Source organism: Rhodospirillaceae bacterium (assembly GCA_016712715.1).
GTDB lineage: Bacteria > Pseudomonadota > Alphaproteobacteria > Dongiales > Dongiaceae > Dongia.
On the sequence record JADJQM010000001.1, the window covers coordinates 378,762 to 395,530 of the forward strand.

Genomic DNA, 16,769 nt, shown 5'->3' on the forward strand with positions numbered 1-16,769 from the left:
TCTGACCTTCTCCGCCGAGGTGCGCCATGCTCTATCCGGTTTTCTCCCCCGCCGCAGCGCCTTCCAGCGCCCAGGATTGGCTGGCGACGCAGGAGAAACTGCGTGGTGATTACTCGTCCTGCGCCACGGATTTCACCATCGTGCAGGATCTGTCCAGCTACACAGCCGCCGAACACCGCTTGTGGCAGAAGCTCTTCCACCGCCAGAGCCAGGTGGCACGGCGATACGCCGCGAGAGAATTCCTTGAAGGCATGCAGAACCTCGACATGCCGTTGGACCGCATTCCCGATTTCGAAGCTGCGAGCAAGCGGCTCCGCACATTGACAGGGTGGGAAATCGTGGCGGTCCCCGGCCTCATCCCCGACGACGCCTTCTTCCGGCATCTGGCTCATCGGCGCTTCCCGGTCACCACCTGGATCCGGGAAGAGCATGAAATCGATTATCTGGTGGAGCCCGATGTCTTCCACGATTTCTTCGGTCATGTGCCGCTGCTGACGCAGCCGATCTTTGCCGACTATCTGCAGGAATATGGCCGCAAGGGCGACGAAGCGATGGCGATGGGCGCCACCAAGATTCTGGCGCGGCTGTTCTGGTACATGGTCGAGTTCGGCCTGATCCGGGAGAAGGGCGCGATCAAGGCCTATGGCGCCGGCATGCTCTCCTCGGCGACCGAGACGGAATTCAGCGTGACCTCACTCAAGCCGCTGCGCCTGCGCTTCGATCTGACGCGGGTCATGGGAACGGATTTCCGCATCGATGCCTTCCAGGAGACCTATTTCGTGCTGAAGAGCTATGACGAGCTCTTCGCTGCCATGAACCAACCCTTTGCCCCGCTATATACCAAGCTGAAGACGGCAGGCCCCATACCGGCCACAGAACTGCGCCCCGACGATCAGGTTATCTCCGCCCGGCAATAATCCCCAAAAGCAGCGCCCGGGGATGTGACTTGGCCGGTCGGTTCAAGATCAAATCCTCATTTATTGTGACCTGCCGCACAAATGGGCCAGAAACGGCTCTCGAAATTCAAAATAATGTCCAACTATCCACACACAAGGCAAGAGGTGCCTTGGAAACCCTGCAATTAATGTTGGAGGTTGGTCATGAAGAAGTTGGAGTTAGCGCTTTCGAATGAGGTTGGGCGCCAGATCGAGCAAGTCATCTATGCCACCGAGAAGCTTGCTGCGGGAACCGGCGAGGTTAGCCCGGCTCCCGTGGCGGACACGGCCAAAGCCGGTCTGCCGGACGATTTCGATTATCCCGACACGGTCGACTCGCGCACGGTCGTGCACGGCACGGAAGGTGACGACTATATCGACATGGGAGTTTCGCCGGAGGGCGAGGTCATCTATGGCCTGGGCGGCAATGACCGCCTGCTGGGGCGCGCCGGCAACGACACGATGTATGGCGGCACCGGCAATGACTATCTGAAGGGGCATACGGGTGACGACTACCTTTCCGGTGGCGAGGGCAATGACCGGCTCTACGGCCTCGACGACAACGACACGCTGGATGGAGACGCCGGGGACGATTTTCTCTACGGCGGCGCCGGCAACGATACGATCAATGGCGGCGCCGACATCGATAATATAGAAGGCGGCGATGGCGACGATCTGATTCAGGGCGGAACCGGTGACGACAGCCTCCTCGGCGGCGCGGGAAATGACCGTTTGTATGGTGGCCAGGGCAATGACTACGTTCATGGCGGCGACGGTTTCGACTATCTCTTTGGCGATGAAGGCGACGACACACTCTTCGGCAGTGGTCGTCTCTATGGCGGCACCGGCAATGACCAGCTCAACGGCGGCAGCACGGCCGACGCTCTCTATGGCGGCGCCGGCAATGACTGGGTCAGCGGCAATGACGGCGACGATACGGTGAGCGGCGACAGCGGCGACGACAATGTGCGAGGCGGGCTCGGCAACGACACGGGCTTTGGTGGCGACGGCAATGACATTCTGAGTGGCGATGCCGGTAACGACCGCCTGTCCGGTGGCACCGGCGACGACAGCATCGGCGGCGGCGACGGCAACGACACGCTCTATGGCGGCGGCACGGGTGTCACCTATTCGGGCTGGGATGTCCTTTCCGGCGACAACGGCAACGACACGATCTACATGGGCACCATGCCGGCCAGCGTCATCCTGCCGGCCGATCTCAGCCGTGAGGTTCGCGCATATGGCGGGGACGGCAATGACTGGATCGTCGGGACCGATTGGCAGGACAGGGTCTTCGGCGGTACCGGACACGACGTGGTCCTGGGCCAGGGTGGTCGCGATTATATCTATGGCGGGGAGGGCAACGACACGCTCTCCGGCGGCAATGACGAAGATGTCCTGGTGGGCGGCGAGGGGCAGAACACGTTGATCGGCGGCGAGGGCGACGACATTCTCTTCGCCCAGCACGATTTCTACAGCGGTGCGCCCGGCAACCCGCCGCTCGATAGGCCGATCTATGGCGCCAGTGCGACGGTGGACCTCGATGTCCTGCGCGGCGAGGATGGCGGCGATCGCATATACAGCGATGGCCATGACTGGGTGACCGGCGGTGCCGGCAAGGATCTGCTTTTCCTGTCCGGCGACCAGACGATTCTCTTCGTCGAATCCGCCCTCGACGGGCACGATATCGTCTTCGGCTTCCGCGACGGCAGCGGCGGGTCGCAGGACTTCATTGACCTCGACGACGTCTTCGATGCACTGCATGTCGCGACGGCGCAGCGCGCCGGCCGCGTTATGGTCGAATACGGCGATGCCGGCGGCTATCATGGCGCGACCGTCAAGATCGACGCCAATGGCGACGGCACCTTCGGGCTGGATGAACCGCAGATGACGTTGGTGGGCATGCAGACGCATACCGTGACGATCGGCAGCGATATCCTGCCGGGTACGCTCTAAGGGCCAAGCCGGGCGGCGATCCCAGGATCGCTGCCCGGTAATTGCTTACTGCTCGGCAAACGCCTTTTCGATGACGTAGTGGCCGGGCTGGGCGACGCTGCCTTCGGAAAAGCCGCGCGTCTCGAAGAGCGGGCGCAGATCCGCCAGCATCGCCGGCGAGCCGCACAGCATGATGCGGTCTTCGCCTGAGTTAAGCTGCGGCAGGCCGACATCGTCGCACAGCTTGCCGCTCTCGATCAGATGCGTGATGCGGCCGTTATGCTTGAAGGGCTCGCGCGTCACGGTCGGGTAATAGATCATCTTCTCGCGCACCAGATCGCCGATCAGCTCATGCGCCGGCAGTTCCTTTTCGAGGAAGTCGGCATAAGCGAGTTCGTTGATGTGGCGGACACCATGGACCAGGACGATCTTCTCGTAGTGGTCATAGACCTCGGGGTCCTTGACCAGGCTGAGGAAGGGCGCAAGGCCGGTGCCGGTGCCCAAGAGATAGAGATGCTTGCCCGGCAGCAGATTGGTCGGCAGCAGCGTGCCGGTGGCCTTGCGGCCGACCAGGATCTTGTCGCCGGTTTTGAGATGCTGAAGGCGCGAGGTGAGCGGACCATCCGGCACCTTGATGCTGAGGAATTCGAGCATGTCCTCGTAAGCGGCGCTGGCGATCGAATAGGCGCGCAGCAGCGGCTTGCCGTTCACTTCAAGGCCGATCATCGTGAACTGGCCGCTGGCGAAGCGGAAGGCGGGGTCGCGGGTCGTCTTGAAGGTGAACAGGCGATCGGTCCAGTGGTGGACGTCGGTGACTTCCGCCTGCAGCAGGTTGCTCATGATCTCTTCTCTTCACCAAAACTCTCGGGCGACCGCCGGGGCAGCCCATTTTGCGTTGCAGCATTGAACACTGATGGTGCGCTGTCTAACCGGAAAACGACAGAATATCAATCGCCTGCAAGGGGTTATCCCGCGCGGGGCAGTGTGAATTCGGCGGATGGCGCTGGGTCATCAATATTGCGAACCGTTCGCAAATGCAAGCCCCGGGAGCGGTGACGGCGCGGCAACTCCCTGCATCCGAACGAAAAATGCTGCGTCATGGGACCGGGCTGCCGGATGAGCGTGTGACCGCGTTGCCGGCAGCGGCATCAGCCATGCGCTGGTGCCTTGCCGTCACGCCATTTTATCATCCCTCGACGCGCGCCATTCGCGGTCGAGCAGGGCGAAGACCAGCTCGTCGGTCCACTCGCCTTTGATGAACTCGTTCTCGATGAGATGCGCCTCCTGGCGCATGCCAAGCTTGGCCATCAGTTTGGCCGAGGCCGTGTTGCGCCCGTCGCAGCGGCCGATGATGCGGTGGAAGTTCATCACCTCGAAGCCGAAGCGGAGCAGCGGCAGGATCGCTTCGCGGGCAAAGCCCTGGCCTTGGAAGGCGGGGTGGATGATGAAGCCGGCCTCGGCCGAGCAATGCGTTTGGCTGAGCCAGACCAGGATCACCTCGCCGACACAGATGCCGGTCTCCTTGAGCTCGACCGCCAGGACCAGCTTGTCGCCCTCAGCCGCCAGGGCAGTCTTCTTGCAGCGTTCCTGCAGCGATTTGGCGATCTCGTTGCCGGAGCGCTGGCCGACATAAAGATAGCGCAACACCTCTGGCTCGCTGTAGAGCGCCACCATCTGCTGCAGGTCGCGCTCGGCAAAGGGACGGATGCGCAGACGCGCGGTCTCGATGGGGTAGGCCGGGCTGATCATGAAGCGGGAACTCCCAGGGGGCGGCGGCCAGCGTCAAATTGCAGCAATACGACCAACCATAAACCCTGTAAGGTTATCGACAATGTGCCACGTCGATATTCCAGATTATCGCCGCCACGGCAACCGTCGCTGCCCATTGAGGCAAGGAGAGACAAGATGGCCCCCACCGCTCGCCAGGGATATTCCGGACTGCAGATACTCCTGCACTGGACAATCGCCCTCATGGTGCTGTTCCAGCTGATCTTCGGCGAAAGCATGGGCGAAGTGACCGAGGCGCTGGAGCATGGAGAGGTCCCGGACCCGACCGCGCAGCTTCTGGCGGACGCGCATTACTGGGTCGGCATCGCCATCCTCGCCCTGGTTGGCCTGCGCATCATCGTGCGGATGTTCCAAGGTACGCCGGCGCCCATCGGCCAGGGCCTGGCCGTACTTGCCGCCAAAATCGTCCACGGTATCTTTTATCTGCTGCTGGTCGCGGTGCCGGTTACGGGCTTGCTCGCGGTCTATGTCGACGAGGAGATCGGCGAGGTGCATGAGATCGGCAAGCCGCTCTTCATCGCTTTCATCGTCATCCATGCTCTGGGGGCGCTGTTCCATCACTTCTGGCTGAAGGACAGCACCCTCAAGCGGATGTTAGTTCCAGCGCCGTGATGAAGCGCGCGATCTCGGCGAGGGAAGCCTGCGCCTCAGGCAAATCGTAATATTCGAAGACGTGCCACATCCCTTCCCAGACGCGCAACTCGCAATCGATGCCGGCGGCACGCATCTTCGTCGACAGCCGCGCGCAGTCGCTGAGGAAAAGGTCGCGTGTGCCTGTCGTGATCAGCGTCTTGGGAAAGGCCGTCGGATAGTCCGCATAGAGCGGCGAGATCTCCGGCGAGGTAAGATCGCGCCCACCGGCAAAGGCCCTTGCTGCCGGCTCCAGGGTCATCTCGTAATGCAATGAGGGATCGCAACCGGCCAGTGTCGTCAGTGTGTCGCCAGTCTTGCTGAGGTCCGACCAGGGCGAGAGCAGCACCAGCCGGCGCGGCATCGGCAATCCCGCCTTTGAAGCCGCCAGCAAGGTCAGCAGCGCCAGGCCCGCCCCGGCAGACTCGCCCATGACCGTGATGGTCGCGGCACCCTGCTCAGCCACCAACGCACGATAGGCGGAGAGGGCCTCGTCGAGGGCGGCTGGAAACGGCTTCTCCGGCGCCAGGGCGTAATGGGGCGCATAAATGCGCTGCTTGGTCAGCTCCGCCAACTGCGCCGTGATTTCCAGATCCTCATCCGGTGATCCCTGCACATATCCGCCGCCAAAGAGATAGAAGGTGACATTCGTCGCTGTCGCATTCTTCGGCGTGATCCGCTGCGCCCGCACCGCGCCCAGCATCACCTCGTCGGCAGCGCCGCCGAGTTCCTTCAGCAGCTTGAACCCCGCTGGCGCATAAAACGCATGCGTATCCCGCCGCCGTTTTTCCAGCGCCGGCAGATCCATCGGCCGCGCGGTGATGACGGGCGCGCTACGCAGGAATTTCTGGGCGGGTTGGCTGATGGAGGTTGGAGCGGGCAGGCGGCGAATTTGTGTCATGCTACGTCACTTATAATCGTCATGGTCGGCGCAGGCCGACCATCCATGAGTTTGGTGGTAATTAAAGAAAGTGACTCGTGGATCCTCCGCCTTCGCGGAGGATGACGATAAGGAACGAGAATAGCAAAAGCAAAAAGCCCCAGCCTTTCGGCAGGGGCTTTGTAACTTGAGACAGATGCAGATAAGCCAGCACATTACGTCCGGGGCTTTAAATTCTCCGGGTCGTAGAGGGGCTTGTAGCCGATGGCGACCACCTCGACCGGGTAGGTTTCACTGAAGTATTCGACCTGCAGCTTGCGGCCGGTCTGGCAATAGGCCCAGGGGAGATAGGCAAGGGCGATGTTCTTGCCGATGGTCGGGCCGTAGGCCACGGAGGTGGTGAACGAGCGGCGGCCGAGCCCGTCGACCAGCGTCTCGCCCGTTTCCGGGTCCATCACCGGCATGGTGCCGACGGGGTAGCGGGCGACGCCTCTGGAATCGAAATTGTCGGTCATGACCAGCGTGCACAGCATTGCCGGCTGGTGTTCGCGCGCCTTGTATTCGAGATGCTTCGCCTTGCCGCGGAAATCGACGTCCTTGACCTTGGGGCGGGCGAGATCGGATTCGATCAGATTATACTCGGTCAGCAGGTCGGCGTTCTGCAGGCGCAGGCACTTCTCCATGCGGCGGCTGTTGGCGTAGGTCTCGACGCCGAAGGCCATGACGCCGGTCGAGCGCAGGGCGTCCCAGACGGCGAGGCCGTCTTCGTACTTCATGTGAAGTTCCCAGCCCTGCTCACCGACATAGGAGATGCGGAAGGCAGCGACATTCTTGCCGCCGATCTTGATCGGCTTGATCGCCGCGAAGGGAAAATTCTCGTGGCTGAGACCAGCGGGGTCCTCGACGACCTTCTGCAGCGTCGTGCGGGCGTTCGGGCCCCAGATGCCGATCGTGACATATTGTGATGTCACGTCGGTGATGGTGACGTTGAAGCCTTTGTCCTCGGCTACGCGGCGCATGTAGTGGAAGTCGCGGGGCCCGGCATCGGCGCCGTCGATGAAGCGGCAGCGATCGGCCATGCGGATGACGGTGAAGTCGGCGCGGACCATGCCTTCGTCATCGAGGAAGTGGGTGTAGATACCCTTGCCGATCATGTTGTCGCCACCGATCTTGGCGGCGCACAGCCATTCCAGCAGCGCCACGTGATCGGGGCCTTCGATGTCGATGATGGCAAAATGCGACAGGTTCACGATGCCGCAATCCTCGCTCATGGCGAGATGCTCGGCATTGGAGACGCGCCAGAAGTGACGGTTGTCCCATTCGTTCTCGCGCACCGGTACGCGGTTGCCGTATTTTTCGAGGAGATGCTCGTTGGCCTTGTAGCCGTGCGCGCGTTCCCAGCCGCCCAGCTCCATGAAATAGCCGCCGAGTTCCTTCTCGCGCTCGTAGAAGGGCGAGCGGCGGACATTGCGGCCGGTGTCATAGGGTTCGCGCGGATGGACAGCGGGGTTATAGATCTTGCGCGCGGCTTCGCCGCAACGGCCCTCGATGAACTTCTCTTCCATCATATGCGGATAGAAGCGCGCGAAATCGATCCGGTTGTGGTCAATCGGCGTGCGGCCGTCGGTCATCCAATCGGCGATTAGCTTGCCCATGCCAGGACCGTCCTTGACCCAGATGCCGACGGCATACCAGAGGCCGCGCACCTTCTGGCTTTCGCCGATCGAGGGGCCGCCATCGGTCGTCACCTGTAGCAGGCCGTTGAAGGAGCGCTTCTCCTCATAGCCAAGCTCGGCGAGGATCGGGGTGAGTTCGATGGCGCGCTCCAACGGCTCGATGATCTGGTCCATGTCGAGATCGCGCTGCGAGGGCGAGAGCCGCGCTTCATGCTTTTCGAGGAGGTCGCGCGGATGGACCAGGCGCGGGTTCTTTTCCTCGTAATAGCCCCATTCGATCATGCCGCCTTCGGCCGTCGTGGGATCGCCGGTGTCGCGCATATAGGCGGAGTTACCCTGGTCGCGCAGCAGCGGCCAGCCGATTTCCTTGCCGGTCTTGGCGAATTCGGTATAGGGCCCGAAGAAGCAGAGCGGATGGTCGACCGGCATGACCGGCAGATCCTCGCCGGCCATCTCCGCGATCAGGCGGCCCCAGAGGCCGGCGCAGACGACCACGTAGTCCGCCATGATCGTACCACGATCGGTGACGACGCCCTTGAGGCGGCCGTTCTCGATGACAAGCGACGTGGCGGAGGTGTGCGCGAAGACCTTGAGCTTGCCGGCGGCCTCGGCCCGTTCGACCAGCTTGCCGGCGACGGTCTGCGAGCGCGGGATGACGAGACCGGCATCCGGATCCCAGAGCCCGCCCTGCACCTTGTCTTCCTCGATGAGCGGAAACTTTTTCTTGATCTCGGCCGGGTCAATGAGGCGCGCGCGGGTACCGAAGGCCTTGGCCGAGGAGACCTTGCGCTTGATCTCGTCCATGCGGCCGTCATCGCCGACGCGGGCGATCTCGAGGCCGCCGATGCGCTCGTAATGACCGAGCTTCGAATAGAAATCGATGGAATAGAGGGAAGACCAGCAGGACAGGAAGTCGTGGCTGGTCATGTAGCAGAAGTCGGAGGCATGCGCCGTCGAGCCGATGTCAGTCGGCACGCCGGACTTGTCGATGCCGACGATGTCGTCCCAGCCACGCTCGACCAGATGATGGGCGACGGATGCGCCCACGATGCCGCCCAGACCGACGATGACGACTTTCGCCTTTGACGGAAACTCTGCCATAACCCGCTACTCCGAAATGGTATTGTTGCCAGACTATAGGGCGGCGGCGCGCCGCGATTGCCGCCTGTTTGCGACATTAGCAAAATGCGGCGCGACAAGAAGGGCCTTGTGGCGGTGCTAGACGCCTGTTTTGCCTGTGAATTTCTGCGGATGTCGCTGCTAATCCGCGCCTCGGAGTCGGCCTGCTACTGCGGGAAATGGTCACAAAGCGGCAGCTACCGAAAAATGGCGCAAACAGGACAGTTTGCGGTATTGCGCCGCAAAATCAATGTTTTCGGCAATGGCGCAATTGGCGCGATCTGGTGAGGCGTTGTCGCACTTTCGCTAGAGGAAAGGCCCTTCCGGTGCCGATATGGACGACGAATAAGTCATCGGTCTATTAGTTTGATTCACGGGAAAGGCCCTTCATCATGTCCAATGTGGAACCGCTTTCTGACGCCGTGGAAGGCCAGCCGGTTACCGGTCGCCGCTCGCGCTGTGGCTCCGACGCGAGGCGCGCCCTCCGCCAGAAGCCGACCATCCTCCAGAACCCCTATATCGTGCGCAATATCCCGCTCGTGACGGTGCTGGACGAAGACGGCTTGAGCATCATCGAGCGCAATGCCGACACCATCCTGCAAGAAATCGGCATCGAGTTCCGCGACGAGCCGGAAGCACTGGAACTGTGGAAAAAGGCCGGCGCCGATGTAAAGGGCACTCGCATCCGATTCCCGCGCGGTCTGCCGCGCTCGATCATTCAGAAATCAGCGCCCAAGCAGTATATTCAGTACGCCCGCAACCCGGAGCGTAACGTCCAGATCGGCGGCAATGCGACCGTCTTCGCGCCGGTCTATGGCCCGCCCTTCGTGCACGACCTCGACAATGGCCGCCGCTACGCGACCATCGCCGACTTCCAGAATTTCGTGAAGCTCGCTTATATGTCGCCCTCGATCCATCATTCGGGCGGCACGGTCTGCGAGCCGGTCGATCTGCCGGTGAACAAGCGGCATCTCGACATGGTCTACAGCCATATGAAGCTATCGGATAAGCCGTTCATGGGCTCGGTCACGGCGCCCGAACGCGCCGAGGACACCGTCGCCATGGCCCGCATCCTGTTCGGCGAGGAATTCGTCGCCAAGAACACGGTCATCACCAGCCTCATCAACGCCAACTCGCCGATGGTCTGGGACGGCACCATGCTGGGGGCGATGAAAGTCTACGCCCGTGCCAACCAGGCCTGCATCACGACACCTTTCATCCTCGCCGGCGCCATGAGCCCGGTGACGGCCGCAGGCACGCTGGCCCAGGTTCTCTCCGAAGTCCTGGCTGGCGCCGGTACCTCGCAGCTCTACAATCCCGGCGCGCCGGTGATCTTCGGCGTGTTCGCGTCGTCGATCTCGATGCAGTCGGGCGCGCCGACCTTCGGCACACCGGAGCCGACCCTGGTGTCGCTGGCAGCAGCACAGCTCGCGCGTCGTCTCGGCATCCCCTTCCGCACCGGCGGCTCGCTCTGCGGCTCCAAGATTGCCGATGCGCAGGCGGCTTACGAAAGCGCCCAGACCCTGCTGCCGACTCTCCAGGCCGGCACCAACTTCGTGCTGCATGGCGCCGGTTGGCTCGAAGGCGGCCTCTCGGCCGGCTACGAGAAGTTCATCATGGATGCAGACCAGCTCGGCATGATGCAGACGCTCGCCAGGGGTATCGATCTCAGTGAAAACGGCCAGGCGCTGGATGCCATCCGCGAAGTTGGCCCCGGCAGCCATTTCCTGGGCTGCGCGCATACCCAGGCCAATTTCGAAACGGCCTTCTATCGCTCCAACATCGCCGACAACAACTCGTTCGAGCAGTGGGAAGCCGAAGGCGCCCAGGACGCCGCCACCCGCGCCAACAAGATCTACAAGCGCATGCTGTCGGAATATGAAGCCCCGACGCTGGATCCCGCCATCGACGAGGCGCTGAAGGAGTTCATCGCCAAGAAGAAAGCGGCGACCCCGGATAGCAACGTCTGATCCACGGATCATGAGTTCGGAAAGGGCGTCCCTCGGGACGCCCTTTTCGTTTTGCCACAATTTGGCCCTTTCACCGCCCAACTGCGCGGCTATGAGAGGGCATGATCCTCAGACCCATCCTGGCGATCTTCTTCGCGAGCCTCGTCGGCATCGTTGTCGGTGCCTTGTGGCGCGGTGAAGTGTCGATTTCAGCGGCCACCGCAGAACAAGCGGCAGATTCTGTTTTTGTCGACAAATCGGAACGACGTCTGGATCTGCACCGAGATGGGCGGGTGATCCGATCTTACCGGGTCGCCCTGGGCGGTAATCCCGCCGGGCCGAAGCGACGCGAGGGGGACGAGCGCACGCCGGAAGGCCACTATGTCATCGACTGGCGCAACCCGAAGAGCGCCTATCATCTCTCCTTGCATATTGATTATCCGCGACCTGCCGATCGCGCTGCGAGTGCCGGGTTGGGTGTGCCGCCGGGCGGCGACATCTTCATTCACGGCCTGCCGAACTTCTGGCCTGGTGCGACGGCACCCAAGATCGATTGGACGGAGGGCTGCATCGCGCTCGACAATGCCGAGATCGAAGAGATCTGGCACCTGGTGCCGGACGGTACGCCGATCTTGATTGTGCCCTGATCAGAGCGCGCGGCCGCTCGGTGGTTCGATCATGGTGAAGTCGTCGATGCCGAGGCAATGCGTGACGTTGATGCCGTCTTCGGAGATCGGGAAACGCGCGAACTCGAATACGTGATCATCCCGATCCCCCCAACCGATCAGGGACAGGCCGTAGTTCGGCACACGCTGCTCGAAGATACGGCGATAGGTGTCGTGGGTGTCGACGATATCCTGCGCTGGCCAGATGGTCATCTCATCGACCCATTTGCCGCGCATCTCGGCGCCGTAGAAGCGCGCGACCTCGGTGCCGACCAACCGGTATTGCACGCGGAACGGCTCCGGCTGGATGGTCGCCAGCGACAGATAGGGCAATACGCCGCCCAAATAGAGCGCGTCGATGTCAGCGCGTGCCGGGAAGGTCTTGCCGAAGCACTGGCGCATCCAATAGGCCTGCACGGTCGCGATCATGTCGGATCGCCCCGTGGGCCCTGGGAGATAGTGGACCTCGCCCTTCCAATTGGCGGGGTCAAGGAGCTCGGATGCTGTCATCAGTTCTGCAACTTCAATCGGTCGTTTCGGAACAATGCCCCGTGGGGCGTGCACAGCAATCTCTTCTATCGGTATGGCGAAATCGTGACGGTCTGAATCAAACGCGGTCGATGGTCATCGCAAGAGAAAATGGCCATAAACGAGGACATGGCTGGGTGTCCTGCCATCGTTCGCCAAGGGCAGCAGCAGTGTTTCAAGCTCGATGAAGTTATGATCCCTGGCGACCTCGATCGAAAAGTCGATAATCCCGAAAGGATTGGCGACGGCGAGGTCGTAGTTTTCCAATACGAAGGCAAGAGCGTCACCTTGATAGACATCGCGGATGGTCTTGCCGGTTGGATTATGTCCACGGACCTCGATCGCTCGTGTGCCGAGCTTGAGGTAACGGTAATCATGTGGCTGGGCGAGGATCTCGGTCACCAGCAGGCAGTGTTCGAGATCGGGAACGGCGTTTGCTGCTGCCCAATCTGCCAGGCTTGGCAGGCTTCCGTTTTTTCTGAGCTTGAGCCAGGCTTCATAGACGCGGCGGGATTCGTTGCTGGCACGCTGCATGGCCAGCTCACAGGAACCTTGTCACCCGCTCCCAGGACATTGCCATCCGACCCGATGATCGTGCGCCCGCGATCTTTCAATCTCTTCATCCCGCAGTTGCGAAGGAAGGTATCAAAGGCCCGCCCCGCCGACAATAGGCTAACGGTGGCTTCAGCCGAGAGCAGCGCGCCCGATGGCGAGGATCGCGATGGCCAGCAGGAAACCAAGGGCGATGCGCTGATAGGTGCGGGCCTTCGAGCGGTTGAAACATGCGGTCGCCGATGACATTGCCCAGTGCCATGACCGGGATCATCAGCAGCGCCAGCACAATGACTTTGAGATCGATGAGTCCCGCCATTGCCTGCGCGATGATACTCAGGCGGAAATGAAGAAGAAGTAGACGAGCAGCGACGCTCGCCCGATTGCGACACCTTCGGGTGCTGCCAGGAAGTAGAGAATGACCGGCGGTCCACCCATCGCGGTGGCGCCGTTGAGGAGCCCGGAAGCGATGCCGATCCCGACCTGCGCTGCGGTGTGCGGTCGTTCCTTGAAGCGATAGCCGCGCCACAAGGCCAGCACCGCCAGCAGCAGCACCAGGCCGATCAAGGCGCGCATGATGTTGGCGGGCAGATATGAGAGGGCCAGCACGCCGAACGGCGCGCCCAGCACCGCGCCGATGAGGAGGCGCCGGATGGCATGCCAATTCGCCACCCGCCAGGCACGGCGCATCTGCTCGGCACCAGCCACCATGGCGACGATCGGAATGGCTGGCACCACGGCTGCCGGCTCGACGAACAGGGTGATCACAGGGACAGCGGCCAGGGCAAAACCGAAGCCGGTGAATCCGCGCAGGAAGCCGGCAAGGAAGACGGTTGCGAAGACCAGCGCTGCCGCGCCGGCACTCATCTCCGGCAGAACGGCGAAGAGGGCAGGTGGCATGGGTGAGATGTCAGCCGGGCTCGCCGGGCGTTTCGATCATATGGCGCTTCATCAACGGCATCTGCGCCAGGCTGAACAGCAGGGTCAGGCCGACGATTCCGAAAAGCTTGAAATTCACCCAAAAGCCCTCAGAAAAATTGCGCCAAATGATCTCGTTCAGAATTGCCATACAGGTGAAGAAAATTGCATAGCGCCAAGTGAGTTGCCGCCAGCCGGAATCGTTCAGTTTCAGCGCTTCTCCCAGAACATATTGCAGGGTTGGTCGCCTTAAAATAGCTCCGCCGAACAGCACGATGGCGAAGAGCGCCTGCACAACCGTTGGCTTCATTTTCACATACGAGTTGTCGTGCAGCACCAGCGTCAGTGTACCGAACAAGAGAACCACAACGGCCGTGACACGTTGCATCGGCGAAATTTTCCGCGTCGTCCAGTAGCCTATGGCGACGCAGACAACTGTGGCTGCCATAAGAACGCCCGTCGCTACCCGCAGATCGTAAACCTTGAAGGCGATGAAAAACACGACCAATGGGCCGAATTCCACAGCGGGCTTTATCCATTTCGGGGCGGTTGGTGTGGTCATTGCCCAGTGCCGGTCCTATTGTTCTGGTGCAGCGCGGCATGGTATGCGAGGGCGGCGTCTCTGCCTAGTCCCCGCTCCCGAAGCCAAGGTCGATCATGTCCGAAAAGACCCACGCCCAGATCTTCCAGCGCAACCGCGCCTGGTCCGAACGTCAGATTGCGGCGGATCCAGACTATTTCAAGCGCCTCGCCGAACAGCAGGCACCGAAATATTTCTGGATTGGCTGCTCCGACGCCCGGGTCCCGGCCAACCAGATCCTCGACCTGCCGCCGGGCGAGATCTTCGTCCACCGCAACATTGCCAATCTGGTCTACCACATCGACACCAATTGCCTGTCGGTCCTGGAGTTCGCGGTCAATGTGTTGAAGGTCGAACACATCATCATCTGCGGCCATTACGGCTGCGGTGGTGTGCGCGCTGCCATGGGCAATTCGGAGCTTGGCCTCATCGACAATTGGCTGCGCCAGATCAAGGATATTTACGCCGCCAATGCCGAGCTTCTGGAAGCCGAGGCGAACCTGGAGAAGCGCCTCAACATGCTGTGCGAGCTCAATGTCCGCCAGCAGGTGCGCAACATCTGCCACACGACCATCGTGCAGAACGCCTGGAAGTCCGGCCAGCAGCTCAGCGTCCATGGCTGGGCCTATTCGGTGCGCGATGGTCGCCTGCGCGATCTCGACTTCTGGGCCGACGGCGTCCACGACGTGGACCCGATCTACCAGCTTCTCACCTTCGACGAGACACCGAGCTTCTAGCTCCGAGCGGCGAGCATCGGCCTATTCCGGCAGTGCCGGATTCTCCGGCACGATCGCGGACTTCTTGCGCGCGTGATGGACCTCGCGCTGGGCGATGTAGAGATTGGCGGCGATGATGATGCCGGCGCCGATCAAGGTCTGCATCGTCGGCAATTCGCTCCACAGCGACCACCCGAAGAACAGAGCCCAGATCAGCGCGGTGTACTCGATCGGCGCCAGCATCGAGGCTTCACCGCTGCGGAAAGCGCGGATCATTGCCAGCTGCGCCAGGGCGCTGCTGGTTCCCTGCAGGAGCATGATCCACCAATCGGACCCGCTCGGCCATTGCCATTCCAGGGCAGCCAGGGGGACGACGATGATCAGCGTCGCCGCCGAGGTGTGGAACAGGATGTTGTGCGAACTGTCCTTGCCGGACACGCTTCGCAAGGTAATCAACACCAGAGCATAGAGAAGGGCGGAGGCCAGCACGAACAGCGCACCGAGGTTGAGATGCGTGAAGAAATTGCCTTCATCCTGCGGCACGGCGATGAGGGCAACGACCACGCCGACAAATCCCACCAGCACCGCCATCCAGCGGCGTAAGCCGACTTCCTCGCCGATCAGGGGACCGGAGAGCGCGGTCAGGAACAAAGGTGCGGCGAAGGCAATGGCGATGCAGTCGACCAGTGGCAACAGGCGCAGGCCTTCGAAGAAAGTATAGCCAGTTGCCATGATCAGCACGCTGCGCATGGCGTGGAGTTTGAAATGGCTGGTCTTCAGCCGGAACGGATTGCCGGTCGCGCGGAAGGTGAGATAGAGCGCCACGAACAAGGCCGGCACGCGGCCGACCGCCAGGATCTGCCAGGTATGGTAGCCGGCCGTCAGCCACTTGGTGCTGGCATCGGCGACGCCGAAGAGGAAGACACCAACGGCCATGAAGAACATGGCGCCCATCGGCGACATCAGCTTGTTGGGTGGCTGCAGCTTCATGTCCTGCGCTTCATGGCTTCGCGGTGAGCGATATAGAGGCTGGCGGCAATGATGATAACGGCGCCGCCAATCACCTGGATGGTCGGCAACTCGTCCCAGAAAATGTAGCCGAACAGGCCCGCCCAGACGAGGGCGGTATATTCCAGCGGCGCCAGCAGCGAGGCCTCGCCGACGCGGAAGGCGCGGATCATGAAGATCTGGGCAATTGTGCTGCACAATCCCTGGATCAGGAACAGCAACCAGCCCATCGGTGTCGGCCATTGCCATTCGAGGAGTGCCGGCCACATCGCCGCCAACCCGCTGAACAGCGTGCCGTAGAAGATGATGTTATGGCCCTTCTCGCGCCCCACCAGTGGGCGCAGCCAGATCTGGCCCATGGCGTAGGTGAGGGCGGCGCAGAGCGCCAGGATGGCACCGATGCCGATACCGTGACGGCCCGGTTCGACGGCGATGACGACGCCAACAAACCCGATGATCACGGCGCTCCAGCGGCGCCAGCCGACTTTCTCGCCCAGGATCGGCCCGGACATCGCCGTGATGAACAAGGGTGCGGCAAAGGCGATGGCGATCGCATCCGCCAGCTCGATATAGCGCAGGCATTCGAAGAAGGTCCAGGTGGTCGCGATGACCAGCACCGAGCGCATCATATGCGTGCGCAGGAAACCGGTGCGGAAGGCAAACATGCTGCGATGCTGATAGCCAACACTGATCACCATGGCCGTGATCGTCACCACGCGCGAGAGCATAATGATCTGCCAGGTGCCGTAATCCTCGGTGAGCTTCTTGGTGACCGCGTCCAGGATCGAGAAGCAAAACACGCCCAGCACCATGTAGATCATGGCGTGAATGAGGGCCTTGGAACTGGGTGGGGTCATGGCGCGGGCTGCACGGCAGTTTCGGGCTCAGAC

The 16,769-nt window shown here is 61.7% G+C and carries 17 protein-coding genes; 7 read left to right on the forward strand and 10 right to left on the reverse strand.

Translation table 11 applies throughout. From position 1 onward, the window contains the following. Positions 1-26 precede the first annotated feature (26 nt). Together IPK59_01925 and IPK59_01930 are read left to right on the forward strand one after the other, a co-directional pair. On the forward strand, positions 27-917 hold the full coding sequence (locus tag IPK59_01925) for a phenylalanine 4-monooxygenase (protein MBK8157591.1): 891 nt from the start codon (positions 27-29) through the stop codon (positions 915-917). A 183-nt stretch (positions 918-1,100) separates the two neighbouring features. Continuing rightward, positions 1,101-2,891, forward strand: coding sequence for a calcium-binding protein (locus tag IPK59_01930; GenBank protein MBK8157592.1), 1,791 nt, complete (start codon positions 1,101-1,103; stop codon positions 2,889-2,891). A 45-nt stretch (positions 2,892-2,936) separates the two neighbouring features. On the opposite strand, the gene IPK59_01935 is transcribed toward IPK59_01930, so the two are convergent. Both IPK59_01935 and IPK59_01940 read right to left on the reverse strand, forming a co-directional pair. Continuing rightward, complete coding sequence (locus IPK59_01935; GenBank protein ID MBK8157593.1) at positions 2,937-3,710, reverse strand: ferredoxin--NADP reductase; 774 nt, start codon at positions 3,708-3,710, stop codon at positions 2,937-2,939. 333 nt (positions 3,711-4,043) lie between these two features. Then, positions 4,044-4,619, reverse strand: a complete 576-nt coding sequence (locus IPK59_01940) for a GNAT family N-acetyltransferase (GenBank protein MBK8157594.1) — start codon at positions 4,617-4,619, stop codon at positions 4,044-4,046. Between the two features lie 156 nt (positions 4,620-4,775). Between IPK59_01940 and IPK59_01945 the strand changes: the two genes are divergently transcribed. Beyond that, on the forward strand, positions 4,776-5,270 hold the full coding sequence (locus IPK59_01945) for a cytochrome b (GenBank protein MBK8157595.1): 495 nt from the start codon (positions 4,776-4,778) through the stop codon (positions 5,268-5,270). On the opposite strand, the gene IPK59_01950 is transcribed toward IPK59_01945, so the two are convergent. Beyond that, positions 5,242-6,189: an alpha/beta hydrolase gene (locus IPK59_01950; protein MBK8157596.1), complete on the reverse strand. Its 948-nt coding sequence runs from the start codon at positions 6,187-6,189 to the stop codon at positions 5,242-5,244. The genes IPK59_01945 and IPK59_01950 overlap by 29 nt on opposite strands. Positions 6,190-6,383: 194 nt before the next feature. Then, positions 6,384-8,945, reverse strand: coding sequence for an FAD-dependent oxidoreductase (locus IPK59_01955; protein ID MBK8157597.1), 2,562 nt, complete (start codon positions 8,943-8,945; stop codon positions 6,384-6,386). Positions 8,946-9,029: 84 nt separating this feature from the next. On the opposite strand from IPK59_01955, the gene IPK59_01960 reads away from it, so the two are divergent. The 3 genes from IPK59_01960 (at position 9,030) to IPK59_01970 (ending at position 11,559) form a co-directional block, all read left to right on the forward strand. Further along, positions 9,030-9,251 (forward strand): hypothetical protein, encoded by a 222-nt coding sequence (locus tag IPK59_01960; GenBank protein ID MBK8157598.1) that lies wholly within the window; start codon positions 9,030-9,032, stop codon positions 9,249-9,251. A gap of 104 nt (positions 9,252-9,355) precedes the next feature. Further along, positions 9,356-10,933: a trimethylamine methyltransferase family protein gene (locus tag IPK59_01965; protein ID MBK8157599.1), complete on the forward strand. Its 1,578-nt coding sequence runs from the start codon at positions 9,356-9,358 to the stop codon at positions 10,931-10,933. A gap of 101 nt (positions 10,934-11,034) precedes the next feature. Further along, entirely contained in the window at positions 11,035-11,559 is a 525-nt protein-coding gene (locus IPK59_01970) for a L,D-transpeptidase family protein (protein MBK8157600.1), read from the forward strand. Here the strand turns inward: IPK59_01970 and IPK59_01975 are convergent, their stop codons facing one another. From IPK59_01975 to IPK59_01990, 4 genes are all read right to left on the reverse strand, one after another. After that, positions 11,560-12,087: a PAS domain-containing protein gene (locus tag IPK59_01975; GenBank protein ID MBK8157601.1), complete on the reverse strand. Its 528-nt coding sequence runs from the start codon at positions 12,085-12,087 to the stop codon at positions 11,560-11,562. Between the two features lie 114 nt (positions 12,088-12,201). Continuing rightward, positions 12,202-12,639, reverse strand: coding sequence for a hypothetical protein (locus IPK59_01980; protein MBK8157602.1), 438 nt, complete (start codon positions 12,637-12,639; stop codon positions 12,202-12,204). Between the two features lie 354 nt (positions 12,640-12,993). Then, positions 12,994-13,557 (reverse strand): sulfite exporter TauE/SafE family protein, encoded by a 564-nt coding sequence (locus IPK59_01985; GenBank protein MBK8157603.1) that lies wholly within the window; start codon positions 13,555-13,557, stop codon positions 12,994-12,996. Between the two features lie 10 nt (positions 13,558-13,567). After that, entirely contained in the window at positions 13,568-14,137 is a 570-nt protein-coding gene (locus IPK59_01990; protein MBK8157604.1) for a septation protein A, read from the reverse strand. A gap of 95 nt (positions 14,138-14,232) precedes the next feature. Between IPK59_01990 and can the strand changes: the two genes are divergently transcribed. Then, positions 14,233-14,892: a carbonate dehydratase gene (gene can, locus IPK59_01995; protein MBK8157605.1), complete on the forward strand. Its 660-nt coding sequence runs from the start codon at positions 14,233-14,235 to the stop codon at positions 14,890-14,892. A 21-nt stretch (positions 14,893-14,913) separates the two neighbouring features. Here the strand turns inward: can and IPK59_02000 are convergent, their stop codons facing one another. After that, positions 14,914-15,861: a DMT family transporter gene (locus tag IPK59_02000; protein MBK8157606.1), complete on the reverse strand. Its 948-nt coding sequence runs from the start codon at positions 15,859-15,861 to the stop codon at positions 14,914-14,916. Continuing rightward, positions 15,858-16,736: a DMT family transporter gene (locus IPK59_02005; GenBank protein MBK8157607.1), complete on the reverse strand. Its 879-nt coding sequence runs from the start codon at positions 16,734-16,736 to the stop codon at positions 15,858-15,860. The genes IPK59_02000 and IPK59_02005 overlap by 4 nt, the downstream gene beginning before the upstream one ends. Positions 16,737-16,769 lie beyond the last annotated feature (33 nt).